Source organism: Marinomonas ushuaiensis DSM 15871 (assembly GCF_000521805.1).
Taxonomy (GTDB): Bacteria; Pseudomonadota; Gammaproteobacteria; order Pseudomonadales; family Marinomonadaceae; genus Marinomonas; species Marinomonas ushuaiensis.
In genome coordinates this window covers 51,041-77,257 of the sequence record NZ_JAMB01000012.1, presented here as the reverse complement: position 1 = coordinate 77,257, position 26,217 = coordinate 51,041, and the positions used below count along the sequence as shown (strand labels likewise).

Annotated in this window: 25 protein-coding genes; 5 read left to right on the top strand and 20 right to left on the bottom strand. The window is 42.6% G+C overall.

Annotated elements, in window-relative coordinates; all coding sequences use genetic code 11:
• Positions 1-22 precede the first annotated feature (22 nt).
• Positions 23-919, bottom strand: coding sequence for an alpha/beta fold hydrolase (locus MUS1_RS12815; RefSeq protein WP_036163182.1), 897 nt, complete (start codon positions 917-919; stop codon positions 23-25).
• 300 nt (positions 920-1,219) lie between these two features.
• Here MUS1_RS12815 and fabA point away from each other — a divergent pair, with 300 nt between their 5' ends.
• Both fabA and fabB read left to right on the top strand, forming a co-directional pair.
• Complete coding sequence (gene fabA / locus MUS1_RS12810) at positions 1,220-1,735, top strand: 3-hydroxyacyl-[acyl-carrier-protein] dehydratase FabA (protein WP_036163180.1); 516 nt, start codon at positions 1,220-1,222, stop codon at positions 1,733-1,735.
• A gap of 27 nt (positions 1,736-1,762) precedes the next feature.
• Positions 1,763-2,977, top strand: a complete 1,215-nt coding sequence (fabB, locus tag MUS1_RS12805) for a beta-ketoacyl-ACP synthase I (protein WP_036163178.1) — start codon at positions 1,763-1,765, stop codon at positions 2,975-2,977.
• Positions 2,978-3,071: 94 nt separating this feature from the next.
• On the opposite strand, the gene MUS1_RS12800 is transcribed toward fabB, so the two are convergent.
• From MUS1_RS12800 to MUS1_RS12755, 10 genes are all read right to left on the bottom strand, one after another.
• A complete protein-coding gene (locus MUS1_RS12800; RefSeq protein WP_036163177.1) occupies positions 3,072-3,827 on the bottom strand; it encodes a lysophospholipid acyltransferase family protein in 756 nt (251 codons plus the stop codon).
• Between the two features lie 18 nt (positions 3,828-3,845).
• On the bottom strand, positions 3,846-4,952 hold the full coding sequence (locus MUS1_RS12795; protein WP_036163175.1) for a 1-acyl-sn-glycerol-3-phosphate acyltransferase: 1,107 nt from the start codon (positions 4,950-4,952) through the stop codon (positions 3,846-3,848).
• A 50-nt stretch (positions 4,953-5,002) separates the two neighbouring features.
• On the bottom strand, positions 5,003-7,924 hold the full coding sequence (locus MUS1_RS12790) for an insulinase family protein (RefSeq protein WP_036163173.1): 2,922 nt from the start codon (positions 7,922-7,924) through the stop codon (positions 5,003-5,005).
• A gap of 150 nt (positions 7,925-8,074) precedes the next feature.
• Positions 8,075-8,656 (bottom strand): DNA endonuclease SmrA, encoded by a 582-nt coding sequence (gene smrA / locus MUS1_RS12785; RefSeq protein ID WP_036163172.1) that lies wholly within the window; start codon positions 8,654-8,656, stop codon positions 8,075-8,077.
• A gap of 134 nt (positions 8,657-8,790) precedes the next feature.
• Positions 8,791-9,615: a phosphodiesterase gene (locus MUS1_RS12780; RefSeq protein ID WP_036163170.1), complete on the bottom strand. Its 825-nt coding sequence runs from the start codon at positions 9,613-9,615 to the stop codon at positions 8,791-8,793.
• Entirely contained in the window at positions 9,609-10,703 is a 1,095-nt protein-coding gene (locus MUS1_RS12775; RefSeq protein WP_036163169.1) for an ABC transporter ATP-binding protein, read from the bottom strand. The genes MUS1_RS12780 and MUS1_RS12775 overlap by 7 nt, the downstream gene beginning before the upstream one ends.
• 44 nt (positions 10,704-10,747) lie before the next feature.
• Positions 10,748-11,536: an ABC transporter permease gene (locus MUS1_RS12770; RefSeq protein ID WP_036163168.1), complete on the bottom strand. Its 789-nt coding sequence runs from the start codon at positions 11,534-11,536 to the stop codon at positions 10,748-10,750.
• A gap of 1 nt (position 11,537) precedes the next feature.
• Positions 11,538-12,350, bottom strand: a complete 813-nt coding sequence (locus tag MUS1_RS12765) for an ABC transporter permease (RefSeq protein WP_036163167.1) — start codon at positions 12,348-12,350, stop codon at positions 11,538-11,540.
• A gap of 92 nt (positions 12,351-12,442) precedes the next feature.
• The gene (locus MUS1_RS12760; protein WP_036163166.1) at positions 12,443-13,450 is read right to left on the bottom strand and encodes an ABC transporter substrate-binding protein; all 1,008 of its coding nucleotides are present in this window, start codon (positions 13,448-13,450) and stop codon (positions 12,443-12,445) included.
• Positions 13,451-13,469: 19 nt separating this feature from the next.
• On the bottom strand, positions 13,470-14,489 hold the full coding sequence (locus tag MUS1_RS12755) for a substrate-binding domain-containing protein (RefSeq protein ID WP_036163164.1): 1,020 nt from the start codon (positions 14,487-14,489) through the stop codon (positions 13,470-13,472).
• Positions 14,490-14,981: 492 nt separating this feature from the next.
• On the opposite strand from MUS1_RS12755, the gene MUS1_RS12750 reads away from it, so the two are divergent.
• A complete protein-coding gene (locus MUS1_RS12750) occupies positions 14,982-15,509 on the top strand; it encodes a TetR/AcrR family transcriptional regulator (RefSeq protein ID WP_245595810.1) in 528 nt (175 codons plus the stop codon).
• 5 nt (positions 15,510-15,514) lie between these two features.
• The gene (locus tag MUS1_RS12745; RefSeq protein ID WP_036163162.1) at positions 15,515-16,588 is read left to right on the top strand and encodes an alcohol dehydrogenase family protein; all 1,074 of its coding nucleotides are present in this window, start codon (positions 15,515-15,517) and stop codon (positions 16,586-16,588) included.
• A gap of 347 nt (positions 16,589-16,935) precedes the next feature.
• Here MUS1_RS12745 and MUS1_RS15735 read toward each other — a convergent pair whose 3' ends face one another.
• The 3 genes from MUS1_RS15735 to MUS1_RS12730 all read right to left on the bottom strand — a co-directional run bounded on the left by MUS1_RS15735 (position 16,936) and on the right by MUS1_RS12730 (position 19,863).
• Positions 16,936-17,376 (bottom strand): META domain-containing protein, encoded by a 441-nt coding sequence (locus MUS1_RS15735; protein ID WP_051436252.1) that lies wholly within the window; start codon positions 17,374-17,376, stop codon positions 16,936-16,938.
• A gap of 355 nt (positions 17,377-17,731) precedes the next feature.
• Positions 17,732-18,472: a single-stranded DNA-binding protein gene (gene ssb, locus MUS1_RS12735; protein ID WP_036163161.1), complete on the bottom strand. Its 741-nt coding sequence runs from the start codon at positions 18,470-18,472 to the stop codon at positions 17,732-17,734.
• Positions 18,473-18,504: 32 nt separating this feature from the next.
• The gene (locus MUS1_RS12730) at positions 18,505-19,863 is read right to left on the bottom strand and encodes an MFS transporter (protein ID WP_036163159.1); all 1,359 of its coding nucleotides are present in this window, start codon (positions 19,861-19,863) and stop codon (positions 18,505-18,507) included.
• A 155-nt stretch (positions 19,864-20,018) separates the two neighbouring features.
• Between MUS1_RS12730 and uvrA the strand changes: the two genes are divergently transcribed.
• The gene (gene uvrA / locus MUS1_RS12725; RefSeq protein ID WP_036163157.1) at positions 20,019-22,841 is read left to right on the top strand and encodes an excinuclease ABC subunit UvrA; all 2,823 of its coding nucleotides are present in this window, start codon (positions 20,019-20,021) and stop codon (positions 22,839-22,841) included.
• Positions 22,842-23,047: 206 nt separating this feature from the next.
• Here the strand turns inward: uvrA and rplQ are convergent, their stop codons facing one another.
• The 6 genes from rplQ to rpmJ all read right to left on the bottom strand — a co-directional run bounded on the left by rplQ (position 23,048) and on the right by rpmJ (position 26,195).
• Positions 23,048-23,425, bottom strand: coding sequence for a 50S ribosomal protein L17 (rplQ, locus tag MUS1_RS12720; protein ID WP_036163156.1), 378 nt, complete (start codon positions 23,423-23,425; stop codon positions 23,048-23,050).
• Between the two features lie 42 nt (positions 23,426-23,467).
• A complete protein-coding gene (locus tag MUS1_RS12715; protein WP_036163155.1) occupies positions 23,468-24,472 on the bottom strand; it encodes a DNA-directed RNA polymerase subunit alpha in 1,005 nt (334 codons plus the stop codon).
• Positions 24,473-24,505: 33 nt separating this feature from the next.
• On the bottom strand, positions 24,506-25,126 hold the full coding sequence (rpsD, locus tag MUS1_RS12710) for a 30S ribosomal protein S4 (RefSeq protein ID WP_036163154.1): 621 nt from the start codon (positions 25,124-25,126) through the stop codon (positions 24,506-24,508).
• A gap of 13 nt (positions 25,127-25,139) precedes the next feature.
• Positions 25,140-25,532 (bottom strand): 30S ribosomal protein S11, encoded by a 393-nt coding sequence (rpsK, locus tag MUS1_RS12705; protein WP_036163153.1) that lies wholly within the window; start codon positions 25,530-25,532, stop codon positions 25,140-25,142.
• 64 nt (positions 25,533-25,596) lie between these two features.
• Positions 25,597-25,953, bottom strand: a complete 357-nt coding sequence (gene rpsM, locus MUS1_RS12700) for a 30S ribosomal protein S13 (RefSeq protein WP_036163152.1) — start codon at positions 25,951-25,953, stop codon at positions 25,597-25,599.
• A gap of 128 nt (positions 25,954-26,081) precedes the next feature.
• Positions 26,082-26,195, bottom strand: a complete 114-nt coding sequence (rpmJ, locus tag MUS1_RS12695) for a 50S ribosomal protein L36 (RefSeq protein WP_036163151.1) — start codon at positions 26,193-26,195, stop codon at positions 26,082-26,084.
• Positions 26,196-26,217 lie beyond the last annotated feature (22 nt).

Here is a 26,217-nt window from a genome sequence, read left to right as displayed (position 1 = left end):
AAATCAATCATTTAACTCAGAATTATTTGCCTTTCAAAATTTCCAAAACAGCTTGCGCTGAGCCTGCTGAATCCTGCTGCATAAAGCAATGACCACCATCCACCTCTAATACATGAATATTAGGGTTCAATTCAGCAGCAAAACGATACGCTTCTTTGAAGTAATCAAATGTATCTTTACCCTGAACGATGTAAGTAGGCACAGATATTTTAGCAATAGCGCGCCAGAGGCCTTTTGGATAACTGGAAAAAATGGCGGCCTCCATCCATGAAGGACAACCTAATTTGTATCCACCATTTTCATCAGGCCAGATCGACGAAGAAATATAATCATCTAAACACTCGCCTTCCCAACCCTTGAAAGTCCCCCTCTCAAAAAAATTTTCTCGCACTTGCTCAAGATTATCCCAATGAGTCCGGCGACGACGCGCCTGTCGAGCTAAAGGTATTTGGCTCTTCAGGCCCGCATATTTCACACCTCGCATCATCCATATTAATCGAGGAGGAAAAAGCGCTGGGTCTAATAAAATCATACGATCAAAAACAGGTGTTTTATGCTGATTCATCAGCACAGTCATGCAACCACCAAAGCTGTGCCCCATGCCAATAATTTCTGTTTTTGGCAAAGTTGCACGCTGTATATTGAGCGAGTCTAAAAAATGCAACGCTGTCGTATTCCAGCCAACAAAACGCTTTCCAATTGATGAACCACCATGACCTGCAGCGTCCTGCATAATCAAATTGTAACCATCAAGTTGCTTTAAAAAGCGAGTGTAGGTTTTTACTGAAAAGCCATTACCATGAAGAAAATGCACGGTTGGTTTATTATCACACACGTGATTCACATAACCCTGAATGTAACCGCGACGACCAACCTTACTACGCCACGTTATGAAACTTTCATTACTTTTTAAATCCATACAAGGCTCTCAAACGAAGCTAGATATTACTGAAACACATATGGTAACAGAAAAAATCAACAAAATAGGTAATAACAAACATAGCCGAAATTCATCAATTTAATCTGCAAGCTATTAAAATATATAGAAATAATGAAAAAACGATTACTTTCTATGCAGGTAATTCGATTTTTTTCGGTTCAAACATTCATATTAAGGTTTCAAACCGATATAATCAGAAAGATTTTATTATGAAAACTGGACCACATAAATCCACCAGACTTTTTTGAGTCATCGGTTGGATGTGGATATAGGATTACAATGACTACAGCTTCATCTTTTGAAAAAGACGAACTATTAAAATGCGGCCACGGTGAAATGTTTGGTGCAGGTAATGCCCAGCTTCCTGTCGGCAACATGCTTATGATGGATCGCATCACTCACATTTCCGCTGAAGGCGGGGAACATGGCAAAGGCGAAATTATTGCCGAGCTAGATATTAACCCCGACCTTTGGTTCTTTGCATGCCACTTCCCAGGCGACCCAGTTATGCCTGGCTGTCTTGGTTTGGATGCAATGTGGCAATTAGTTGGTTTCTTTCTTGGTTGGAAAGGTAACAAAGGACGTGGTCGTGCTTTGGGTTCTGGCGAAGTGAAATTTACTGGTCAAATATTGCCAACCGCTAAAAAAGTAACTTTCCATATTCAACTTAAACGCGTCATTGAACGCAAGTTGGTTATGGGCATAGCAGACGGAAGTGTTAAAGTTGACGGACGTGAAATTTACACTGCGAAAGATTTGCGTGTAGGCTTGTTCACATCAACTGAAAACTTCTAAAAGATTAAGAATGAAAGAGGCACATTTATGCGTCGTGTAGTAGTAACAGGTCTTGGTATTGTCAGCTGTCTAGGCAATGACAAAGAAAGCGTTCTAAATTCCTTGCACGAAGGCAAGTCTGGCATTCGTTTCGCAGAAGACTATAAAGAATATGGTTTTCGTAGCCACGTTTGCGGTCGCATTGATTTAGATGCAGAAAGCATTGATCGTAAAGTTCGTCGCTTCATGGGCGACGCTGCAACTTATGCTTACGTTTCTATGCAACAAGCGATTCTAGATTCAGGTCTTACTGAAGATCAGGTTTCTAATATTCGTACAGGCTTAGTAGCAGGTTCTGGTGGAGCATCAGCTAAGAACCTAGTTGACTCTGCAGACACGCTTCGCGCTAAAGGCGTTAAACGTGTTGGTCCATACCGCGTAACACAAACTATGGGCAGCACAGTATCAGCTTGTTTAGCAACTCCTTTTAAAATCAAAGGCGTTAACTACTCTATCACTTCTGCTTGCTCTACCAGTGCTCACTGTATTGGTAACGCAATGGAACTAATCCAACTAGGCAAGCAAGACATCGTTTTTGCTGGCGGCGGCGAAGAAGAAAGCTGGTCACAAACCTGTATGTTTGATGCGATGGGCGCTCTATCCTCAAAATACAATGACACGCCAGAAAAAGCGTCTCGCGCATACGATGCAAACCGTGATGGTTTCGTTATTGCTGGCGGTGGCGGCATGCTAGTTATTGAAGAACTAGAACACGCTAAAGCGCGCGGTGCGAAAATCTACGCTGAACTAGTAGGTTACGGTGCAACATCTGACGGCTACGACATGGTTGCTCCTTCTGGTGAAGGCGCAGTACGCTGTATGCAGATGGCAATGAGCACAATTGATGGCGATATCGATTACATCAACACTCATGGCACAAGTACGCCTGCTGGAGACATGAAAGAACTACAAGCCGTCAATGAAACATTTGGCGATAACATCCCGCTAGTAAGTTCTACTAAGTCTTTATCTGGTCACTCTTTGGGTGCCGCAGGTGTTCACGAAGCAATCTACTGCTTGCTAATGATGGAAAACAACTTCATCACAGCATCAGCAAACGTTGACGAACTAGATGAAGCGGCAGGCAAAATTCCTGTTGTGACAACTCGTAAAGACAACGTTGATCTAAACTTGATCATGTCTAACAGTTTCGGATTTGGTGGTACAAACGCCAGCCTAGTATTCAAAAAATACTCTGCGTAATCCCAACATCTGCTAGACAGTATGGGTCACAAAAAAGCCGCATTTAATGCGGCTTTTTTATTGTCTATAAAACGGTCTGAAAAATAATTTATCTTCAATCAGAAAACAGAGCATTGCCTTTTGGTAGCTTCGCCATCTCTGCGCGCATCCAAGCGTCCATCTCGTCATGTAATGCCGACGTCTTCTTACCTTCAGATTCAATAACAGGACCAATAACGACTCGAATAGAACCAGGAAACTTGCGCCAGCGCTTACCAGGCCAAGTGTAACCCGCATTATGAACAACAGGCAAGATTGGCACATTAGCAGACGTCGCTAGCATTGCAGCACCTTTGTTAAAGGCTTGTTCTGCATTGGGTGCAATTCTCGTTCCTTCAGGAAAAATCAAAACAGAACGACCGTCTTCTAATCGTTCCTTTCCTTGGCTAATAATTTGCTTCAAGGCATTGGTTTTCTGAGAACGATCAATTGCAATAGGCTGAACCATTCGCAACCCCCAACCAAAGAAAGGCACAGCAAGCAGCTCTTTCTTCAACACAGTAGAAACTGGCGCCATTAATACTTGTAGAACGTAAGTTTCCCATTCGCTTTGATGATTGGCCACCAGCACAACAGGACGATTCTTATCAATATTTTCTCGTCCTATTATTTCAACCTTAACACCACAGAAGATGCGAAAAACAAACAACAGACCTTTATTATGCAAGTTCAATACGGGTTGGCGAAAGTTCTTGGGCATCAAGACAGTAGCAAAAGGAGCCAGTACGCCAAATAAAATAGTAGAAACAGCGTAATAAATAAAAAATATTATAGAGGCGATCCATGACCGCAATGATTCCCAAACGCTCATTAACAGCTTACTCCTACGTTACTTATTTAAATATTTTTGCTGTTGTATCAATGGATTTGCATACATTGATAACACGGTTTCCTGTAATTCTTCAGGACAACGCTCAAGATAACTAGAAAATGCACTGTCTGTTGAAGGCAAGCCTTGCTGTAAAGCAAACGCCGCTTCGTTTGTTGGCTGAATGGCATAGTTCGTAATGATTTGACGATCCACTTCCGCCACAAACTCTTCCGGTGTTTCGAACCCATCTTTAATGACATCACCAAACGTCACAACTACTTTACCTTTTTGGCCGACAATACCATTTTTAATGCTGTCTATGTCTTCAAACTCTGCTTTTTCATAGCTGCCAGTGGTCGACTTCTGATGCAGCTCCTGCGCCTTATCAAAGGCGCAAGGATCATATTCATATGATATAGAGACAGGAACAATTTTCAAATTTGCCATTGCTTCTGAAAAAGGTGTTTTCAGCTTTTTTTGGCTCATAAAAAACATTTTGATAATCGCTGGGTCTGTTTGATCTAAGCCGTCTTTTGCTCGGCCTTCTTTCTGTGCAATCCAAATATTAGACTGCTCTTTCATCAAGGAGTCCGAAATATAAGCCGACAACTGACCAAACGCCGCCATCATTTCTCGAATACCATTCGCAGAGCGTTTCACAATAAAGCTTTTATTCAAACGCATCAGATCCGACACAAAAGGACGTCGCAACAAGTTATCACCTATCGCAATGCGCACTGTATTCAGGCCTGCCGAATACAACCCATAATTGACAAACGCTGGGTCCATGGCGATATCTCTATGATTAGACAGAAATAAATAACCGATTTTTTTGTCTAATTTATCAATCCCTCTGTATTCAACATTCGTTGTCGTAGTTTTAATCATGCGCTCCATATAACCAGCAACGCGCGTTTGAAACTCATGAACATTAGAAATATTAGAAATCTGACGTTTTAAAGCCTGCTTTACACAAAAGGCCAATGGCGCACGTAAAAACGTAGGCCATTTCGCAAAACGAAAACCAATAATGGTATTTATAAAGTCTGGTGTATTTACCAAATTAATCAGCACCTCAGCAACTTCACTGTCATTGTAGGGGCGTATATCGTGAAACTGATCCATTTGATTTTCCGTCAATAAAACTGTTTTGTTTTTGGTTATAAAAAGTGGATCTACAACGTCTGAATATCAAACCCTAAAGCTTCTAGCTCTGCGCGTTTTGACGTAGACGTTATGACCGCTGTATTTTCATTTTCTTTTGTTAGATAGGTTTTTGCCACATGCTGCAACTGATCGATCGTGACAGACAACACTTTGGCGCGAAAAGCTTCTCTGTACGCTAAGCTACGCCCATGCAAATAAACATAGAAGTCACCCTGCGCTTCGCCTGCTGGTGAGCCTGGCTTATCCATAGAACCCACCACACCAAGAATCGCCTCTTCCAGCGCATCCGCGGTATGAGATTCGTTTAGCATCCACTCTATAGAAGCATCGAAATCGGCCAAAGTTTCCGTTAAACGAGGGTCACGATAAGAATAGAAGCGGAATGAACCTGTGCTACCATCAAAGCTTGCACCGCCACCATACGCACCACCTTGCTCTCGAATCGTTCTATGTAAGAAACCATTACGCAGAAATCCACCCAATACAGTCAATGCTGCAACATCTGGGTGATTACCAAATTCGGTACGAAACGCTTTACTACAGAAACTTACTTGAGTAGACGTTAACCAAGCCACATTTGTTTTTGACTCAACCGCTTCTAAAGCAAATTTAGTCTGCGCTTCACCTTTAGGTAAATCAGCAAAAACGGCTTTAACATCATTCAGAATACTGTCTTCGTGTTGAGGCTCAGCAACCAACAGAAGCTGTTTCTTCGCCTGCAAAAGTTTTCCATGTATGCGTTGAAATACTGCCAACACACTTTCAACTGCACTATTATCGGCTTTCATCGCGTCATCCAGTGCAATTGCGGAACGTATGCCTGACATGCCGCCCCATTTTTCTTGCTGAGCAGCCAAACCAGACAAAGCACTGGATGCTGATGTCATTGCCAACGAATGACCTTGACCCGTTATAGACTGTTCGCGACGAGCTCGACGCTGCGCCACCAGTTCTTTCACACGGCTCACTTCATCAAAGCGCACATTCAACATAGTGTCTTTGACCAGCTCACTCATTGCGACCACGTTTGGCACCAAGGCTTTTGATGACAAGATAAAGTAGCCGTTAACGGCCTGACGATCAGCAATCGTGGCACGAATCGAATTGGAAGCCCCCAAACCACCACATACTTGTGCCTGACGCTCTTGAACGGTTAAGTAATCGACTTCGCCAACACCTAATTCTGTCATCATTGAAGAAAACAAAGGCAAGTAATTAATTTCTTCTTCATTCAACTCAGGCAGATCAATCACCAGCTGTTGATAAACCAAACCGTTGGTGCCTTGTGGATAAAAAGTAATAGGTAAGTCACCCGCTATCTTTTCGTTATCGTATTGAGGCAAACGAGCAGGCACATCCTCTAAACCCACTTTTGGCAATATGCTCATATCGTCTACTTGAGACTGACGCGCTTTCAACGCCGCACTGCGTGCAATAATCTGTTGTTTTTCTACATCCGACAAAGCCGCTTTGATTTTACTCAAACGATCTGTTTCTGCTTGGTTACGACGCGTTTCAAGTGCATCGTCAGGGCTCAATGTGATCGTGACTCGGTGTGCATTAGACAACAACAATTCTTTGATCAGATTAGGTATGTATTGTTTGTCTTTGACGTTTTCACGCATAGCTTCGATCACAGGATCAAGATCCAACTGAGCAATCACATCACCGGAATGAACCGCTGTGGATAAACCCGCAAGAATCAACTGCAAACCATAAGGGTAACTGCCACCACCGATTTCACGCTGGCTCAATTCTAGTTGATGCAACATGGCGTCAACCGATTCTTGTGGCACACCTTTCTCAGCAATGTCTTCTAGCGTAGATAAAACAAGCGCCTCTACTTGTGCTGTGTCTTCACGTTTCACGCCTTCCAGACCACACATAAAGCTCATTTCTTTATTGCTGTCTTCAAGGCCACATAATGGCGACGGTGCACGACCTAAATCACTGTTTTCCAATACGCGAAGCAATGGTGAAGCACTGTTATCCAACAGAACACTCGACAATAATTGCGCTTCGAACTGCTGGTTCAAATCGGTACTTTCACCCAACAACCAACCAACCACCACGTGACTGCCGTCTTCTTTCACTTCTTCTGCGGCGTAACCCTCTTCTACTCGCACAGGAGAGAAGTAACGTTTCACGTTCGGCACGCTAACTTGCGTCTCTAAACGCTCGAATCGACTTAATACTTTATCTTCAAATTCAGCTTGCAAGGTTTCAGCAGGAATATCACCAAACGTCATAAACACAGCATTGGAAGGATGGTAATGGGTGCGGTAAAACGCCAATAAATCTTGATAAGACAAATCAGGAATATCACTTGGCTCACCACCAGAATTAAAATGGTAAGTGTTATTGGGGAATAAATACTTTGTCAGCGTTTGCCACAAAACGGATGTGGTTGAACTCATCGCGCCTTTCATTTCATTAAACACAACGCCTTTAAAGGTCAAATCAGATTCCGCATTGTCTGGTTCTGCGAATTCTAAACGGTGACCTTCTTGGGAAAAATCCAATTCATCTAGACGGGAAAAGAAAACTGCATCTAAATACACACCCAAAAGATTATGAAAATCTTTCTTGTTCTTACTAGCAAACGGGTAAGCCGTCCAATCAGAAGACGTAAACGCATTCATGAAGGTATTCAATGAACGGCGAATCATCATGAAGAAAGGATCACGAACAGGAAAACGCTCAGAACCACACAACACGGTGTGCTCAAGAATGTGCGCAACGCCACAAGAATCAGTTGGTACGGTTTTTAAACCCACCAAAAAAACGTTTTCGTCGTTGTCGGATGCGATGTGAAAATGCTTAGCACCTGTTGCCGTATGCTCAAACTCTTGAACGGTCACGTTAAGCGCGCTGATAAACTCACTGCGAAGAAATGTAAACGCAGGATGGTGTGCGGTGCGGTTTGCCATTCTCTACCTCGATAAAATTAGGATACGATGTCTGTATGTTTGGGGCAGCTTGATTAAACTCAAGGCAGCAAAGTGGCGGGATTATAGCAAAAATATGACTTTTACTGCACGAACTAACGTGAAAGCTTTCTTGTTCAATTTAAAAAAACATTATCGTTTCTGATGTTTTTCCCAATCCTCCAAACGTACTTTCTCTGTTTTTTTGAATAAGAGATACACAGCACCCAAACCACCATGGTGCCTTTGCGCACTATGGAACGCCATCACAGGGTCTAAATCCCGTAACCATTTATTGATATGACTTTTCAACATAGCTTGGTTTTCTGGGTCTGGTTCACGGTCACCTTTACCATGAACTAAAATCGCCACGCGAATATCGTTTCGCATGCAATCATTCACAAACTGATAAACCTGCTCACGAGACTGCGCCACGGTATGATTGTGTAAATCTAACCTTGCTTCAATGCCGTACTTACCTTGCCTCAGGCGTTTGAAAACACCATCTTGCACACCAGAACGTTTAAATTGCAGTACATCATTAGGATCAACCTTCTCCACATAATCATGGGACAAATGATTTTTATCTGCCTCCACCGCAATCATTGCTGCCTTCTGGCGCTCATTGTAATCCACCAGCGGACCTTTCTTTGCGAGATACACTTCACTTTTTTCAAGCTTTTTTATGCCTGCTACTTCCTGAGCAAACAAAGATGCTTCATCTTCATTATCCACCCGCCAACACCTCATACATCCAACTATTATTCGTAATTATATGAGCACAGACAAAAAAAGGCTTCTATAAATAGAAACCTTTTTATTCCAGTAGAAAGTATTTAACAGGAAGAAAGTATTTAACAGGAAGAAAGTTAATCAATTAACTTGTTATTTTCATCAAAGAAGGGAAAAGGCCCTATCGCCTTATCTTTCGGAACAATATAACTAATATGACTCGTAATTCCGTTTTTATCTAATTTAAATAATTGAATAGCAGGAGGCTCTAACGAAAAACTAGATGGCGCATTAGGTGCTAAGTCTAATGTTACTGCATGACTATGAGAAGGCCCAACCCAAACAGGTAAGCCATGCCATGTTGCATAAATAGCACGATGCAAATGCCCGGCAACAAGACCTTTTACTTGCTTATGATGCTTGACCACCTGCCATAACGCATCATCGTTTAGGAGCTTTTGTACATCCATATGATCGATACCCACCGACATAGGCGGATGATGCAGAAAAATCAACGTGGGTAACGCTTCATGATTAACAAGCTGCTCTGACAACCAAACTAAAGACTCAGATGCTAGCTGACCATAGGGTTTTCCAAGCACAGATGTATCTAAACCAATTAAAAGGTAACCCTCAATACATTGTGAGAAGTGACAAAACTCCGAATGATCAAAACTGGCAAAACTATCGAAAGCCACTCGAAGATGATCTCTATGATCATGGTTACCCGGTATGACTTTTATGGGAGCCTTAAGTTTTTTAAGCTCTGGTACCAATACATCGTATTCTTCTGATGTACCAAAATCGCCTAAATCCCCAGTGACCACAACCCAGTCTGGTTGAGGTAACAAATCATTAATATGAGACACCGCATTTTTCAAGCACTGTAAAGTATCGACTTTTTGATACGCAATTTTGCCTTGCTTTTTGATATGCAGATCCGTTAATTGGGCAATTAACATACTGTCACCTCGGCCGGTTTCGTTGGTAATAACACCAACCTAGCAGGTGAAACAAGCAATCCTACTGGATCATTTTTGGCATAGCGTTTTCGCTCAAAGCAATCAACGTGAATCAAATCGTCTAAGCCTATTACTTCGATTAACACGCGGGTCCTATCTCCTAAAAAAACACTTTGTGACACTTTCCCAATGACACTCGAGTCTTCAAACGGAGTTAAACGAATATCTTCAGGGCGAGACATACAGCGAAGCCTATCACCCTCTGAATGTAGGCCATAAAAATCAGCAGACAATGGCAAACAATGCGATCCGAACGATAAAGCCTGCTCTTTAAGCTGACCCTCGAAGTGATTCATCTGACCTATAAAATTGGCGACAAATTCGTTTTTTGGCGATAAATAAATGTCTTCGGCTGACCCTATCTGAACAATCTCACCATGATTTAATATGGCAATTCGATCTCCCATCGCCATAGCCTCTTCCTGATCATGTGTCACATAAACGGCGGTAATACCTAAACGCTTTAGCAAAGCATTGATGTCTGTTCGTAAACGTTTTTTCAAAAAAGCATCTAAAGCAGATAAAGGCTCATCAAGAAGCAACACCTCAGGCTCAGTAATAATGGCTCTGGCTAACGCCACACGCTGGCGCTGTCCACCCGACAACTGATCAATATTACGATGGGCGTACTCCTGCAAGTCGAACATATCTAACATTTCTTGGATTTTTTTATCTTTGCTATCTTTACTGTCACCCCGCACTCGCAAACCATAAGCGATGTTTTCACTGACATTCATATTAGGAAACAAAGCATACGACTGAAACACCATTCCAACCCTACGCTGCTCTATAGGAATCTCTGTTACATCCCGTTCGCCAAAACAAATACTCCCCCCTTGATCGCAAAACTCCAAACCCGCAATCAAACGTAAAGTGGTGGTTTTTCCGCAACCAGATGGGCCCAGCAAAACCAATATTTCGCCCTTCTCAATATGTAAATCGAGAGGCTTAAGCGCTAACGTGCCATCCAAAAATGTTTTCTGTACCTGCTTTAAGGTAATCGCCACACTGGTCGATGCATTCTTCATTTTATTACCCATATCATTGATTCGCAGTTATTGTTTAGTTACAACTAAGCCCTAGGCTTGGGTTTACGATTAAGCCATTGCGCGGCGACTAATAACGGTAGAATCATACCGAGGAAAATTAAGGTATAAGCAGAGCTCACTTCTAACCGCATAGAGGCATAAGAGTCTGCCAGCCCAACCGGCAATGTTTTAGTAATCGGAGTATGTAACATCCATGTCAGGTTAAATTCTCCTGCAGATAATGTCAGCGTCATCAAGATACCGCTGACAATACCGGTTTTACAATTCGGTACGATCACATGAAAAAAACGCTGCCAAAAGCTTGCTCCTAAACTGGCTGCACCTTCCTCCAAGAGTCGAATATTAATGCTTTGCAATACCGCCAAAACTGACTTGACCATAAATGGCAAAGTAAAAATCACATGCCCTACTAAGATGAATAACCAGCTCATACGAAAATCACTAATACCGCCATAAACCGATATCAAACCCAAAGCGATTGCCATACCCGGAATAGCAATCGGCAAGGTCAAACATTCATCTAAAAAGGCAGAGAACTTAGTACGAGTTCGCGCCAAATAATAAGCACAGGGCACACCGACACAGACATTGATAACTGTCGTGACCAAGGCTATTTTCATGGTCAACCAAATCGTATCCGAATAAAGGCTCCATACCTGGATAACCCAGCGAAACGTAAAACCACTTTTGATACCGATAAAATAATTATTGGTCAGCCCAGCGGTTATGGACATAAAAATAGGCACAATCAAAAACGCGCAAACCACCAAGGTAAACGTAAGTTGCAGATAAAAATACACACCCTTTTTCATATCAACCTCCCATCCCCAATGACGAACCACCTTGACGACGAGCAATAGCTAAACATAACCAAGTGATAAACCCGAGGATCAAACTCAACGCTGCAGCCATGGCAAAATTGGCATTAAGCGTAAATTCGGTATAAATCGTCATTGGCAATACATTGAGATTCGTCGCCAACGTAAAGGCCGTACCAAAGGCCCCCATGGAAGTTGCAAAACAAATAGAACCAGACGAAATTAAACCCGGCGTTAAAGCCGGTAAAGTAATATCACGCAGTAGTTGCCAACGATTCGCCCCTAACGAACGACCCGCCTCAATCAGGTTGTAATCTAGCTTTTCTGCTGCGCCCATTACAGTGAGCACTACACGAGGAATAGAAAAATATAAATAGCCAATAAATAGACCTGAAATGGAATATGCCAAGGTCCAGCGATCACCTACCAAAGCGAGCCCCAATTCGGCAAACAAACCTTGTCGCCCTGCCAGCATGATCACAAAAAAACCAATCACGACACCAGGAAACACCAAAGGAAAGCTCAACATAGCGACCAATACTGGCTTGCCTTTAAATTCATAACGCGTCAAAAACAATCCCACGACGGTCGCAATAATTAAACTCGCAGCAGTAACCACCAAAGACAGTAAAAGCGTTGATAAAAGGCTTCGTAAATAAATGGGTTTCGTTAAAATATACCAATAACTCATTCCTTGTTGTTCCGTTAATGACAGCCAAAGTAACTTCATCATCGGCAGTAAAAAAAACACAAAACAAAGGATGACTGCCGGAATAATTAATAAGTAATGTTGCCTGTTTTGCTTCATATAGACTTCGCCACACAATATTTTTACGTTCAGTTCCTTATAAGACAAAGAGCAGCATCGCTCCTTATCTTATAAAGACATCTACTTTTTCATTAACGGACTTCGTTCAAATAACGCTCTGCAAAGCCTGATTGCACTTCTGCCATCTTGCCAAAATCAACGGTTTTCGCTCGTTCATAATCTGTCGCCGGTAAAAATTTAGCTTCAATTTCAGGCGTCATTGCAGAAGAAATAACAGGGCGAAGAAAAGCCTCTGCCCATACAGCTTGACCTTTATCCGATAAGACAAAATCTAATATTTTGTGGGCATTTTTAGGATTTGGCGAATTTTTCACCGCACTCATTACATAAGGCACAACAACAGAACCTTCTTTAGGAATCACAAAAGCAACATTAGCGCCGTCTTTGTATTTCGCACGGTAAGCGTTGAAATCATAATCAAGAAGAATAGGAATTTCACCAGAGATAACACGAGCGTAAGCGGTTTGCTTAGGAACGATTGGGCGATTATTAGAAAGTTCTTTGAAATAGCTAATGGCTGGTGTGAAATCGCTCAAACTGCCACCAAAAGATTGGTTAATTGCAACAGCACTCGCATAACCAACAAAGGCACTTGTCGGATCAAGATACGCAACCATTCCCTTGTATTCTGGTTTTAAAAGATCATTCCATGACTGTGGTACAGGGCGGCCATCTAACGCATCTTTATTAACAAAAAAACCAATAGTCCCAGAGTGAATCGCAAACCATTTACCATCAGGGTCTTTCAAACCTGTTGGAATTTTATCCCAATTTTTTGGTTTATAAGCCTCTACCACGCCGATTTTAGCCGCTTTAATACCAAAAGATACGCCGTAATACGCCACATCCGCGACTGGGCTATTTTGTTCTGCCACCAGCTGCGACAAAGTCTGACCTGAATTTTTATTATCCATCGGGATAGAAATACCCAAGTCTTTTTTAATTAACTCAAGCTGCCCACCCCAATTAGCCCACTCTGGTGGACAGTTATAACAAATCGCATCCGCTGCGTAAGATGTTCCTGCGCTAAGCCCTAACGATAGAACGGTCAGCTTAATTACCTTTTTAAAAACACTCATTAAACTCTCTCCTAAAATTTTAAAGAACACATCGCATTGTTGGCGGCTGACACTCAGCCATGGTTCCCACAAAATGGGGTTGATAATCTAGTTTCCTCGATAAAGGCAGCGTTGTTTTGTGTTTGCTGTTAAACAATAAATCCACCGCGTACAAACCCATGGTGTGATGAGGTATTTGAATGGTGGCCAAAGGAGGATAAAGAATTTGGCCTAAAGCCATGCCATCAAAACCCACGACAGAAACCCTGTCAGGAATAGAAATACCTTTCGCTTTCAGATGATTCACCAGCTTCAACGCCAGTAAATCATTACTGCAAAACCATGCTGTTGGAGCAGAGGGCGAATCAAAAAATGAGCCTTGAGTATTATCGAATGGCGTTAATGCATACTGATCTACTTCAACTAAAGACATAGGAAGCAAGGCGGATTGTTGATTGAGTCTTTCTGTAAAACCAAGGTAACGTTGTTTGGCTCTATCGGAAGATTGAAAACGCCCTGCAACCATGCCCACTTTCCGATGACCTAACGCCAGCAGCTTGTCAGCGACATCCCAACCTGCTTGATAGTTGTCGACGTACACACAGGGCTCATTTGGAGATTGGTTATGGACAAGGCAAAAAGGAAAGTGAAACTCTCGTAATAAAGACAAAGCTTCGTTGTCTTCTACTGACGCCGTGGTAAGAATCACGCCCGTCACTCGCTGACGAATCAAGTCGATAATGGCCTGCTTTTCTCTGCTACGCTCATATTGAGTATCAACAACAATAACGGAGTAGCCAAAGTGACGAGCGCGCAGCTGAATCCCTGCCACAATTTCAGAAAAAACAGGATTCAATAAGCTTGGAATCATTACACCAATGGTCGGATTATGGTTTAAATCGACCTGTTTAGAGGCTTGATTGACATCGTAGCCCGTCAACGCAATCACTTTTTCAACACGAGCCCGAGCGCTATCACTCAACGGACCTGTATTATTCAAGCACCTCGAAACCGTTGCAGGAGAAACACCTGCTAACGCTGCCACATCTTTGATGTTCATAATGACCAACCCTTTACCGCAAAACTTTAATGCAACAAAGGATAAGAAAATTACGTGACGTATTTATGACAGAAAAAGACAGTTATCAACAAGATAGAAGTAGATGATAATGATTTCAGGACGATTTAATTTATTTTAGCAACTGAAACATAATCGTTTCATAAAAAAACTGACAAGAATCAGAATAAAAAACAATCACATTATTTTTTAGAAGTTTTTCTAAAAACATAAAAAAACCTCTCTAAACATGAAAAGTAAAGAGAGGTTCTTCTAATCTTTTATTACATCGTCAAATAGCTAATTTTTTTAATCTAGACCATTCAGATCTGTTTCAGCTTGCTGAAAAATAGTAACTATTCCGATAAATCTATGTCAGATATCACCTTACTCCAAACAAAGCCCTCTATACGCGATAACACGACATTGACAAAGGTAGAGCATTTATTCTACTCTGTAGGTAGAATAAATACTCTACCTTTAGGGAGCCGCATTTTGAAACAACAAATCGCCGCGAGTCTTGAGCTTGCATTCAGCCAATATGGTTTTGCTGAACCTAATGTTGACAAGCTAAAGACCGCTTGTAACGTGAGCTTACGCACACTTTATAAACACTACCCTTCAAAGGAAGCGATGGTGGTTGCTGCGCTAGAGTATCGCCACCAGCGTTACCTTGCTTATCTTGAGAACGGTTTATCAAATGAAGGTGAACAAAATCTGTCTACGATTTTTCAGCGACTTGAAGTCTGGATGACTGATAACGCGCCTCACGGTTGCCTATCAATGAACGCCATTGCTGCATTTCCTGATAACGCCATGATTGATCAAGCCGTTAAAGAGCACAAAGAATCGGTTCACCAGTTTTTAGCAGCAAAAAGCCACAGAGCCGATTTAGCAAATATTCTATTTTTACTACATGAAGGTGTTTCCAGTGCATGGCCTATTTTAGGCACAGAAGCTATTACCTCTGCTCAAACCGCGCTTTCCACTCTCATGACTACCAAACATCAGACTAAAAGGTGATTCATATGACCTCCACAATCTCAAAAAACACCATTCCAAATACCATGAGCGGCATCGTGCTAACAGAACATGGTGATACAGATAAGTTACATTATCGCGATAACCTATCCGTACCAACACTAACAAACCACGACGTACTCATTCGCGTCTCTGCGGCTGGCGTAAACAACACCGACATCAATACTCGTTTAGCTTGGTATTCAAAAAAAGAGGCCGACAGTTCTGACGCCAGCTGGTCTGGTCATGCTCTGTCATTTCCTCTTATACAAGGCGCGGATGTGTGTGGCACCATCGTTGCTGTTGGCGGCAAAGTCAATCCAAACCGAATTGGCGAACGTGTTTTAATCGAGCCTTGTCTACAAGAAATCGACAGTGAAAAGCTCAATCCAGCCGGTTATTTTGGCTCTGAATGTAATGGTGGTTTTGCAGAATATACGAAAGTGGCAGACAGACATGCCTACGCAATCAAAAGTCATTTATCAGATATAGAACTGGCATCATTCCCTTGCTCTTATTCAACAGCAGAGAACATGCTAAGCCGAGCCAATGTTAACGAACGAGATAGGATTTTGATTTCTGGTGCATCCGGTGGAGTAGGCTCTGCTGCCATACAATTAGCAAAAGCTCGCGGAGCCTATGTTGTTGCGATTACCAGCGCGGATAAACGCCAAGCATTATTGGACATAGGCGCCGACCAAGCACTTACCCGAGAAGATGACATAGTCGCCGCTTTAGGTGAAAGCAGCATCGATGTTGTTATTGATCTAGTTGCTGGTCAACAATGGCCTGTTTTCCTAGAAGTACTCAAACCTTTTGGTCGTTATGCTGTTTCTGGCGCCATTGGTGGTGCCTTTGTAGAGCTAGACGTACGAACCCTATACTTGAAAGACTTGAGTTTGTTTGGCTGCACGGTTTTAGCGCCTGACGTATTCGGCAACCTCATTCGCTATCTTGAGCAAGGAAAGATAAAACCACTTGTGGCACACACCTATCCACTCAAGGAAATCGTTCAAGCGCAAGAAGCATTCCAAAAGAAAAACCATTTGGGGAAAATAGTACTGACAGTGACTCAGTCATAAGTTTCTTTCAGAAATGAAACCAAACGCTCAGCAGATATTTCTACTCAATATCCTCTGAGCTAGTCTCACACAAAAAATGCAGTTTATTATCGTCTATATCATGACAATAACTGTGAACAATATCGATAGCCCGGCACATCTTTCTAAACAAAATACACTCCACTTTTTCAAGCTTTTTAATGCCTGCTACCTCCTGAGTAAATTCCACCCACCGACACCTCACTCCTCCAACTCTTATTCTTTATTATATGAGCACCAACAAAAAAGGCTTCTATAAATAGAAACCTTTTCTTGATGATTCAGATTTAAGAGCACTTACCCTTTATATGACGAAAATGAATAGTGTATTAATCTTCTTTTAAAGTCATCTCTACCAACTTAAGTCTTTGACTATTTTCAGCATCAAGAACAATCAAAGCGTTATGGCCGTTGAATTCATAATGCGTTACATCGTTTAACGCAGATAAGAAACGCTGCTCTTGCAGGTTAAGTGAAGGCGCACAGAGACGACGAGTAGACGCCGCTTTCGACACTAAGAAAGTATCACCTTCCACATCAATTTCCGCCGTATATCTATTACATCCGGTAGAACCTGACACTCTCCCTTGATCATCAAACTCAATGGTCATCATACTGGAATCAATCACGCCGCCTAAATCAATATCTTCTACTTGCCACACACCATCAAGCACAAGTTCATTCCCTGCAGTTTGAATCCTGTTTTGAGCAGGCTGACAACCCGACAAAGCCAAGACGCCCAATGAAACCACTAACATTATTTTATTCATTATCAGATCCTTGCTCTTCTCTCTGTTAAGTTTTTATACTGTGAAATTGTATTTCTTTCTTTGTCTTAGCATTTATATGCTTAGACCTTTAGATTAGTTCTGAATCCAAACCTCTACTGTCAGCCTAAATACAGACCTACTTTAAATCCGCATTAAATTCGAGTGTGTCAAAACATCACCACGAGCAGAGGTCAAACGATAGTGTCGATGCGAGTGATGTTTGACACACGACAAACGGAAGCGCTACTCAATACGCACTTCAATCTCAATAAACTAAAAATACAAAAAAGCCTCACGTATGCGAGGCTTTGGAAGTTTTTTTAATCGAGTTTAAACAACTCTTTAAAACGACTCCTCAAAAAGGAATGTCATCGTCAAAGTCATCAAAGTTTGGCGCTTGTTGTGGCTTTGGCTCAGGTGCTTTTGGTGCTTGTTGAGGTGCACGTTGCTGCGGTGCTGCTTGAGCAGGAGCCTGTTGTGGTGCATTCCCCCAGCTACCGAAAGATTGAGGCTGACCTTGAGGTGCTGCTTGTTGAGCTGCAGGCTGTTGTGGCGCAGCTTGACGTGCTGGTGCTTGGTATCCACCACCTTGTGGCTGGTTAAAACCTTGTGGTGCAGCTTGTTGTGGTGCTTGCTGAGCTGGCGCTTGACCGTATCCACCTTGTTGAGGAGCGGCTTGTGCTGGCGCCTGACCGTAACCACCTTGTCCCGCTGAATCATATCCGCCTTGCTGGCCATTACCACCATCGTTACGGCCATCGAGTAATTGCATTTCATTAGCAACGATTTCAGTTGTATAACGCTTGATACCGTCTTTTTCCCATTCACGAGTGCGCAATGAACCTTCTACATAAACTTTTGAGCCTTTCTTGATGAAATCACCAGCGATTTGACCAAGACGGAAGTTACCACGGTCCATAAACGCAACTCGATGCCATTCTGTACGCTCTTGCATCTGTCCAGTTTGCTTGTCACGCCAGCTTTCTGAGGTCGCAAGGTTTACATTTGCTACTGCTGCACCAGATGGCATAAAACGCACTTCGGCATCATTTCCTGCATTACCAATCAAGATTACTTTGTTTATTCCACGCGCCATGACGTTATTCTCCAAATAAAAATAATGTTTTTCTAAAGAGCCACTTGCGGCGCTAAGCGCGCCAAGGTTTCTTTGTCTAATACTGTCTTATCGACTTTAAGATAAGCCGTTTGCTCATCTTTGAAAATTTGCATACCTTCCACTCCTTGGATTTCAGAAAGTTGATCCGCCAACTTCGTTATTTCGTCTTCTGTCATATTGGGTAAGCTAAACGCTAAACTGCTTAATTGACGAGGTGCAGGTTGCGCGAGACAAACAAGCGACCAAGCCAAAAATACCACGCCAACCACCCAGAACACACCATTGCTTGAGTAGTTTTGTAGCAGCCATCCGCCACCGACACCGCCCAAGAAAGAGCCAATAAATTGATGGGTAGAAAAAACACCCATTGCTGTGCCGCGATAACCAACTGGCGCCAGTTTACTAATTAATGAAGGCAACGTTGCTTCCAATGCATTAAAGCCCACAAAGTAGACCCACAAGAAGACGCTAAACAACCAAACATGAGTTGCCCATTGTAGCAATATTGCGCTCGCTCCTAATAGGATAAGCACAACAAATAATACGCCTTTCATTTTGCCTTTTGACTCAGCAATGATCACTAATGGTAGCATACCTACAAACGCAAAACCCATGACACCTAGGTAAAGCCAACTGTGTTCTGCCAATGGCAAATCAAATTGTTTAAGCAATAAGTTTGGAATCGTAATAAACAACGCCGTTAAACTTGCATGCAGTAATAACACGCTCACATTTAGGAAACGAAGCTTTGAATCCTTTAGGACAAGGCCAAGCGCTAACAGGCTCGGAGTCGTGTCTCTTCGAAAAGTGTGCTGTACGATATTAGGCACAGCAAAAATGATCAATGCGATGCCCAGTAAAGATAACGCAAAAGAGAGGTAGAAAAGCCCAGACAACCCTACTAAGGCAAAAATCCACGGCCCTAATACCAGAGATATCATGAAGGACGCACCGATACTCACGCCGACAATCGCCATTGCTTTAGTGCGATTTTGTTCTCGAGTTACATCACTCAAAAGCGCCATCAAAGTACTAGCAATGGCTCCTGCACCTTGAACTGCACGGCCAATAATCAATACCATGATATCATCTGCGTTTGCGCAAATAAGGCTGCCCACTGCAAAAAGCAAAAGACCAATTATAATGACGCGTTTACGGCCGATTTTATCAGACCACATTCCCATCGGAATCTGTAAGCTGGCTTGGGTTAATCCGTATATGCCAATAGCCGTACCAATTAAAGCGGCATCTGCACCGGTTAAGCCGTCAGCCGCAATACTAATGACAGGCATAATAAGAAATAAGCCTAGCATTCTGAATAAATAGATCAGTGCTAAAGCAAGAACAGAACGACGTTCAAGTAGATCCATAAGGAAGTTACAACCGCTTAACTTAGGGGTTAAGAAAAAAAGATGTCCATTTTACAAAAAATATCGTTGAAGCTCCATTTCAACTACTGTAAAAATAGACAGTTATTTAATTTACTGGCAGATTTTTCTGTTGATCAATTTCACATTGGAGACTCATGGATACCATTACCATACGCGGAGCCCGCACCCACAATTTGAAGAATGTGGATTTAGACATCCCAAGAGACAAACTTGTGGTAATAACAGGTCTATCAGGCTCTGGTAAATCCTCTCTTGCTTTCGATACTTTGTATGCCGAAGGCCAACGTCGCTATGTAGAATCTCTGTCTACTTATGCGAGACAATTCTTATCCATGATGGAAAAGCCGGATATTGACCACATTGAAGGCCTTTCTCCTGCTATCTCTATTGAACAGAAATCGACGTCTCATAATCCTAGATCAACAGTAGGAACAATAACAGAAATATACGATTATCTGAGATTACTATTTGCACGAGCAGGGCAACCTCGTTGCCCAGATCATGGTGAACCTTTAGAGGCGCAAACCATATCACAAATGGTCGATAAAATTATATCTCTACCTGAAGAAACTAAGATGATGTTGCTTGCACCTATCGTCAAAGATCGAAAGGGTGAGCACTTACACACTATCAGTGATTTACTATCGAAAGGCTTTATTCGCGCACGTATAGACGGCATCGTTGTAGATTTAGATGATGCACCAGCGTTAGAGAAAAATAAGAAACACACCATAGAAGTTGTCATTGATCGTTTCAAAGTAAGAGCTGATTTACAGCTGCGTCTTGCTGAATCTTTCGAGACTTGCTTGGCATTGTCAGATGGCATCGCAAAAGCAATCAACATGGACAATGAAAAAGAAGAATACATTTTCTCCAGTAAGTTCGCTTGCCCAGTTTGTGGCTATAGTTTGACTGAACTTGAACCTAGACTTTTCTCGTTCAATAACCCTAATGGCGCTTGTCAGACGTGTGATGGCCTAGGCACACACCAAATGTTTGATCCAGAACGTATCATTCAGGATGAAACCCTAACGCTAGCAGAAGGCGCAATTCGAGGTTGGGGACGACGCAGTATCTTTTATTACCAGCAGCTAAGTGCGCTTGCGAAACACTATGACTTTGATATCGAATCAAAATACAAAGACATTCCAAGTGAGTTTAAAGAACGAATTTTACAAGGTTCTGGAAAGGATAAGATTGATTTCGTCTATATAAACGAACGCGGCGATAAAATGACACGCTCGCATTCTTTTGAAGGAGTTATCCCTAATCTACAACGTCGTTACCACGAAACGGAATCTGACAGTGTGCGTGATGATTTATCGCAGTACATCAGCGTTCAGGCCTGCCCAGAATGTCACGGCGCGCGGCTTAACCGATCAGCACGTAACGTCTTTATCAGTGAACAAACCCTACCTGAAATTGTTACTTACCCTATTGCGGAATGCTTAATGTATTTCAAAGCCCTTGAACTACCAGGCGCTCGTGGTGAGATAGCATCGAAAATACTGAAGGAAATTTGTGATCGACTCACTTTCTTGGTAAACGTTGGTTTGGATTATCTTACGCTAGATCGTAAAGCCGACTCTTTGTCCGGTGGTGAAGCTCAACGCATTCGGTTGGCAAGCCAGATTGGTGCTGGCCTTGTTGGTGTTATGTACATACTTGATGAGCCATCTATTGGCTTACATCAAAGAGACAATGAACGCCTAATTGCAACTCTTACTCGATTACGCGACTTAGGTAACACAGTTATCGTTGTTGAGCATGATGAAGACGCTATTCGTATTGCTGATTTTGTTGTCGACATTGGTCCTGGTGCAGGCATTCACGGTGGACAAATCATCGCAAGTGGCACACCTCAGGACATTATGGATTGCCCAGAATCCGTGACAGGTCAGTATCTAACAGGAAAACGAAAAATAGAAATCCCAGCGATTCGCCATAAAGCCAAAGAAGGTAAATCGCTCAACCTAATAGGCGCAACGGGTAATAATTTAAATACAGTTGATTTAAAGATTCCTGTAGGTGTTATGACATGTGTTACAGGCGTTTCTGGCTCTGGTAAATCAACTTTAGTAAACGGCACTCTGTACCCGCTTGCTGCCACTGCATTAAATGGCGCAACAACTCTAAAAGCTGCACCTCATGATCGCATTGAAGGATTAGAGCTGTTTGATAAATGTGTTGATATTAATCAGAGCCCGATCGGTCGCACACCAAGATCCAACCCTGCAACTTATACTGGCATCTTCACTCCAATGCGTGAGTTATTCTCAGCCACACAAGAAGCTCGCTCTCGTGGTTATAAACCGGGTCGATTCAGTTTCAATGTAAAAGGTGGACGTTGTGAAGCCTGTCAGGGCGATGGCGTTATCAAGGTCGAGATGCATTTCCTTCCTGATGTGTATGTTCCATGTGATACCTGCAAAGGCAAACGCTATAACCGCGAAACATTAGAGATCCACTACAAGGGCAAGAACATTCACCAATGCCTTGAAATGACCATTGAAACCGCTCGTGAATTTTTCGATGCCGTTCCTTCTATTGCCCGTAAGCTTCAAACTCTCATGGATGTAGGTTTGGGTTATATTCGTTTAGGACAAGCCGCTACCACTCTGTCAGGCGGTGAAGCACAGCGAGTGAAGCTTGCTAAAGAGCTTTCTAAACGCGACACAGGCACAACCTTGTATATTCTTGATGAGCCAACCACTGGGTTACACTTTGCTGACATTGAACAGCTGCTTAAAGTGCTTCATAGACTGAGGGATCATGGTAATACTGTTGTCGTTATCGAACACAATTTGGATGTCATTAAAACGGCTGATTGGGTGATAGACTTAGGCCCTGAAGGCGGAAGTGGAGGTGGTTTCATCATTGCAGAAGGGACGCCAGAAGAGGTTAGTCAAGTTACTAAGTCTCATACCGCTCGCTTCTTAAAGCCTATGTTAGGTTAGTATAGAAATGAGACTTCGTCTTTAATCAATAAAGGCGAAGGTGAGTTAAGAATAAAACGCCTGATAAATATTCATTTATCAGGCGTTTTTTTGTCTTCATAGCTAATACACAATAAAGCTTATAACTTTTCAATTACGATATTTAACTTTATTTAGGTACAAAAAAAGCCGAGCTAATAGCTCGGCTTTTTTATTACAAACTGATGTTACTCAGCGGCTTCAGCAACTGGTCGATCGACCAATTCAACATAAGCCATAGGCGCGTTGTCACCAGTACGGAAACCACATTTTAAAATGCGGATATACCCACCAGGACGAGATTGGTAACGAGGACCAAGCTGCGTAAACAATTTACCTACTGCATCTTTGCTACGAGTACGAGCAAAGGCTAGACGACGATTCGCAACCGAATCAATTTTCGCCAATGTGATCAATGGCTCAGCAACACGGCGTAATTCTTTTGCTTTAGGCAACGTAGTTTTAATAACTTCGTGCTCAAACAAAGAAGCAGCCATATTTTTAAACATCGCTTTACGATGTGAGCTAGTACGGTTTAAGTGACGACCACTCTTACGATGACGCATTTTACATTCCTTACCAAACTACGGTGGTCAGGGAACAATGACCTAGCGAGCTAGAACTTTGCTATCGTCTTTTAAACTAGCTGGTGGCCAGTTTTCTAGACGCATTCCCAAAGACAAACCACGCTGTGCTAAAACATCTTTGATTTCAGTTAACGACTTCTTACCTAGGTTAGGCGTCTTAAGAAGCTCAACCTCAGTACGTTGAATCAAATCACCGATGTAATAAATGTTCTCTGCTTTCAAACAGTTAGCACTGCGAACGGTTAACTCAAGATCATCAACCGGGCGTAGCAAAATTGGATCAATCTCATCCTCTTCTTCTTCAACAGGTGCTTCGCTTTCGCTTTCAAGGGCGACAAAAACAGCGATTTGTTGTTGAAGAATAGTCGCTGCGCGACGGATAGCTTCTTCAGCATCAATCGTACCATTGGATTCGATGTCTAAGACTAACTTATCCAAATCTGTACGTTGCTCTACACGAGCATTATCGACACTGTAAGCCACACGGCGAACAGGGCTGAATGAGGCATCAAGCTGCAAGCGACCAATTGGACGAGTCTCATCGTCGCCAGCAACACGAGCATCAGCAGGCTCATAACCACGACCACGAGCGACTTTGATCTGCATATTTAGCTCTGCAGTATCATCTAAGTGCGCAATGATATGATCTGGGTTAGCGATCTCTGCATCAGCAACCAACTGGATATCACCAGCCGTTACGATTCCAGGACCTTTTTTACTTAGAGTAAGAGTTGCTTCATCTTGCCCGTGTAGAGCGATCGCAACTCCTTTCAGGTTAAGAAGAATCTCAATTACATCTTCTTTAACCCCTTCGATTGCGCTGTATTCGTGTAATACACCGTCGATTTCAACTTCAACAATCGCACAACCTGGCATAGAAGATAGAAGAATACGACGTAATGCGTTACCTAAAGTATGACCAAAACCACGTTCTAGTGGTTGTAGTGTAACTTTAGAACGGCAATTGCCTAATTCTTGAACTTCAATGTTGCGTGGGGTTAACAATTCGCTCACTGAACGCTGCATAGATCCACCTATTTCTTAATCCTAATCACCAGCTTACTTAGAGTAAAGCTCGACAATTAGGTTCTCATTAATTTCAGCTGATAAATCGGCACGTTCTGGAGCAGCTTTAAAAGTAGCTTCCAGTTTAGTTGAATCAACTTCGATCCAATGGATCGGTGCACGACCTTTAGATAGCTCTAGTGCGTTTTGAACACGCAATTGCTTCTTAGCTTTTTCACGGATAGATACAACATCGCCAGCCTTAACTTGGAAGGATGCAATGTTAACCGTAGCGCCATTTACTAGAATGCCTTTATGGCCAACTAATTGACGAGCTTCCGCACGTGTAGAACCAAAACCTGCGCGATAAACAACGTTATCTAAACGTGATTCCAAAAGTTGTAACAAGTTTTCACCAGTTGCGCCTTTGAAACGAGCAGCAGATTTGTAGTAATTACTGAATTGCTTTTCAAGCACTCCATACATACGACGTACTTTTTGTTTCTCACGTAATTGTAAGCCGTAATCAGAAAGACGACCGCGACGTGCACCGTGCACACCAGGAACCGTATCTGCTTTACATTTCGACTCAAGAGCGCGTGAACCGCTCTTCAATTGCAAGTCGGTACCTTCACGACGAGACAACTTACAAGTTGGACCTATATAACGAGCCATGTATCTGTCTCCTTTAAACGCGACGTTTCTTAGGTGGACGGCAACCGTTGTGCGGGATTGGCGTCACATCTGTGATGTTATTAATACGTAAGCCTAAAGAGTTCAATGCTCGAACTGCAGACTCACGACCAGGACCAGGTCCTTTAATCATTACATCAACGTTTTTAAGGCCAAATTCTTGTGCGACAGTACCGGCACGTTCCGCTGCTACTTGAGCTGCGAAAGGAGTACTTTTACGAGAACCACGAAAACCAGAACCACCTGCAGTAGCCCAAGACAAAGCATTGCCTTGGCGATCGGTGATCGTTACGATCGTGTTATTGAATGAGGCATGTACATGAGCAACACCATCGACGACCGTCTTTTTGACTTTCTTCTTGGTGCTGCGCGCTGCTGGCTTAGCCATATTGCACTTTCCTGTTTAATGCTCAGCTCTAGCCTACTTGGGGCTAGAGCGAAACGCGTTTAAATTACTTACGAATAGGCTTACGAGGGCCTTTTCGTGTACGAGCGTTCGTTTTGGTACGTTGACCACGAACTGGTAGGCTGCGGCGATGACGAATCCCGCGATTACAACCTAGGTCCATCAAACGTTTGATAGACATACTGACTTCACGACGTAAGTCACCCTCTACAGTGTACTTAGCAACTTCTCCACGAAGCTCATCAAGGATATCATCACTTAATGAACCGATTTTCGCAGATTCAGCAACACTCGTAGCAGCGCAAATAGCGCGTGAACGAGTGCGACCAATTCCGAAGATGTAAGTCAGAGAAATGACCGCATGTTTATTGTCAGGAATATTGACACCGGCTATACGAGCCATTCATTTTACTCCGTTGTTATTGATGATTAACTGATAATTCATCACTTTACTTTCATGAGGGCGGCTGATTATGCCTACATTTAGGACATAAATCAACCACCCTTCCCTATCATCGAGCAGACTCGTAATTAACCTTGACGTTGTTTATGACGAGGCTCAACACAAATCACTCGAACCGCACCGTTACGACGAACGATTTTGCAGTTACGACAGATTTTCTTTACAGATGCACGTACTTTCATGTTCAACTCCAAAACCTATGTT

Bases quoted from the DNA above. Each gene is read 5' to 3' on its own strand.
- MUS1_RS12755 (WP_036163164.1), bottom strand. From the start codon at position 14,489: ATGAACATCAAAGATGTGGCAGCGTTAGCAGGTGTTTCTCCTGCAACG.
- MUS1_RS12765 (WP_036163167.1), bottom strand. From the start codon at position 12,350: ATGAAGCAAAACAGGCAACATTACTTATTAATTATTCCGGCAGTCATC.
- rpmJ (WP_036163151.1), bottom strand. From the start codon at position 26,195: ATGAAAGTACGTGCATCTGTAAAGAAAATCTGTCGTAACTGCAAAATC.
- MUS1_RS12715 (WP_036163155.1), bottom strand. From the start codon at position 24,472: ATGCAGCGTTCAGTGAGCGAATTGTTAACCCCACGCAACATTGAAGTT.
- MUS1_RS12790 (WP_036163173.1), bottom strand. From the start codon at position 7,924: ATGGCAAACCGCACCGCACACCATCCTGCGTTTACATTTCTTCGCAGT.
- MUS1_RS12775 (WP_036163169.1), bottom strand. From the start codon at position 10,703: ATGAAGAATGCATCGACCAGTGTGGCGATTACCTTAAAGCAGGTACAG.
- fabA (WP_036163180.1), top strand. From the start codon at position 1,220: ATGACTACAGCTTCATCTTTTGAAAAAGACGAACTATTAAAATGCGGC.
- rpsK (WP_036163153.1), bottom strand. From the start codon at position 25,532: ATGGCTAAGCCAGCAGCGCGCAGCACCAAGAAGAAAGTCAAAAAGACG.
- ssb (WP_036163161.1), bottom strand. From the start codon at position 18,472: ATGGCGCGTGGAATAAACAAAGTAATCTTGATTGGTAATGCAGGAAAT.
- MUS1_RS15735 (WP_051436252.1), bottom strand. From the start codon at position 17,376: ATGAATAAAATAATGTTAGTGGTTTCATTGGGCGTCTTGGCTTTGTCG.
- MUS1_RS12770 (WP_036163168.1), bottom strand. From the start codon at position 11,536: ATGAAAAAGGGTGTGTATTTTTATCTGCAACTTACGTTTACCTTGGTG.
- MUS1_RS12745 (WP_036163162.1), top strand. From the start codon at position 15,515: ATGACCTCCACAATCTCAAAAAACACCATTCCAAATACCATGAGCGGC.
- rpsM (WP_036163152.1), bottom strand. From the start codon at position 25,953: ATGGCTCGTATAGCCGGTGTCAATATTCCTGACAATAAACATGCGGTC.
- MUS1_RS12780 (WP_036163170.1), bottom strand. From the start codon at position 9,615: ATGTTAATTGCCCAATTAACGGATCTGCATATCAAAAAGCAAGGCAAA.
- rpsD (WP_036163154.1), bottom strand. From the start codon at position 25,126: ATGGCTCGTTATATAGGTCCAACTTGTAAGTTGTCTCGTCGTGAAGGT.
- MUS1_RS12815 (WP_036163182.1), bottom strand. From the start codon at position 919: ATGGATTTAAAAAGTAATGAAAGTTTCATAACGTGGCGTAGTAAGGTT.
- MUS1_RS12730 (WP_036163159.1), bottom strand. From the start codon at position 19,863: ATGGATCTACTTGAACGTCGTTCTGTTCTTGCTTTAGCACTGATCTAT.
- MUS1_RS12760 (WP_036163166.1), bottom strand. From the start codon at position 13,450: ATGAGTGTTTTTAAAAAGGTAATTAAGCTGACCGTTCTATCGTTAGGG.
- MUS1_RS12800 (WP_036163177.1), bottom strand. From the start codon at position 3,827: ATGAGCGTTTGGGAATCATTGCGGTCATGGATCGCCTCTATAATATTT.
- fabB (WP_036163178.1), top strand. From the start codon at position 1,763: ATGCGTCGTGTAGTAGTAACAGGTCTTGGTATTGTCAGCTGTCTAGGC.
- uvrA (WP_036163157.1), top strand. From the start codon at position 20,019: ATGGATACCATTACCATACGCGGAGCCCGCACCCACAATTTGAAGAAT.
- rplQ (WP_036163156.1), bottom strand. From the start codon at position 23,425: ATGCGTCATCGTAAGAGTGGTCGTCACTTAAACCGTACTAGCTCACAT.
- MUS1_RS12795 (WP_036163175.1), bottom strand. From the start codon at position 4,952: ATGGATCAGTTTCACGATATACGCCCCTACAATGACAGTGAAGTTGCT.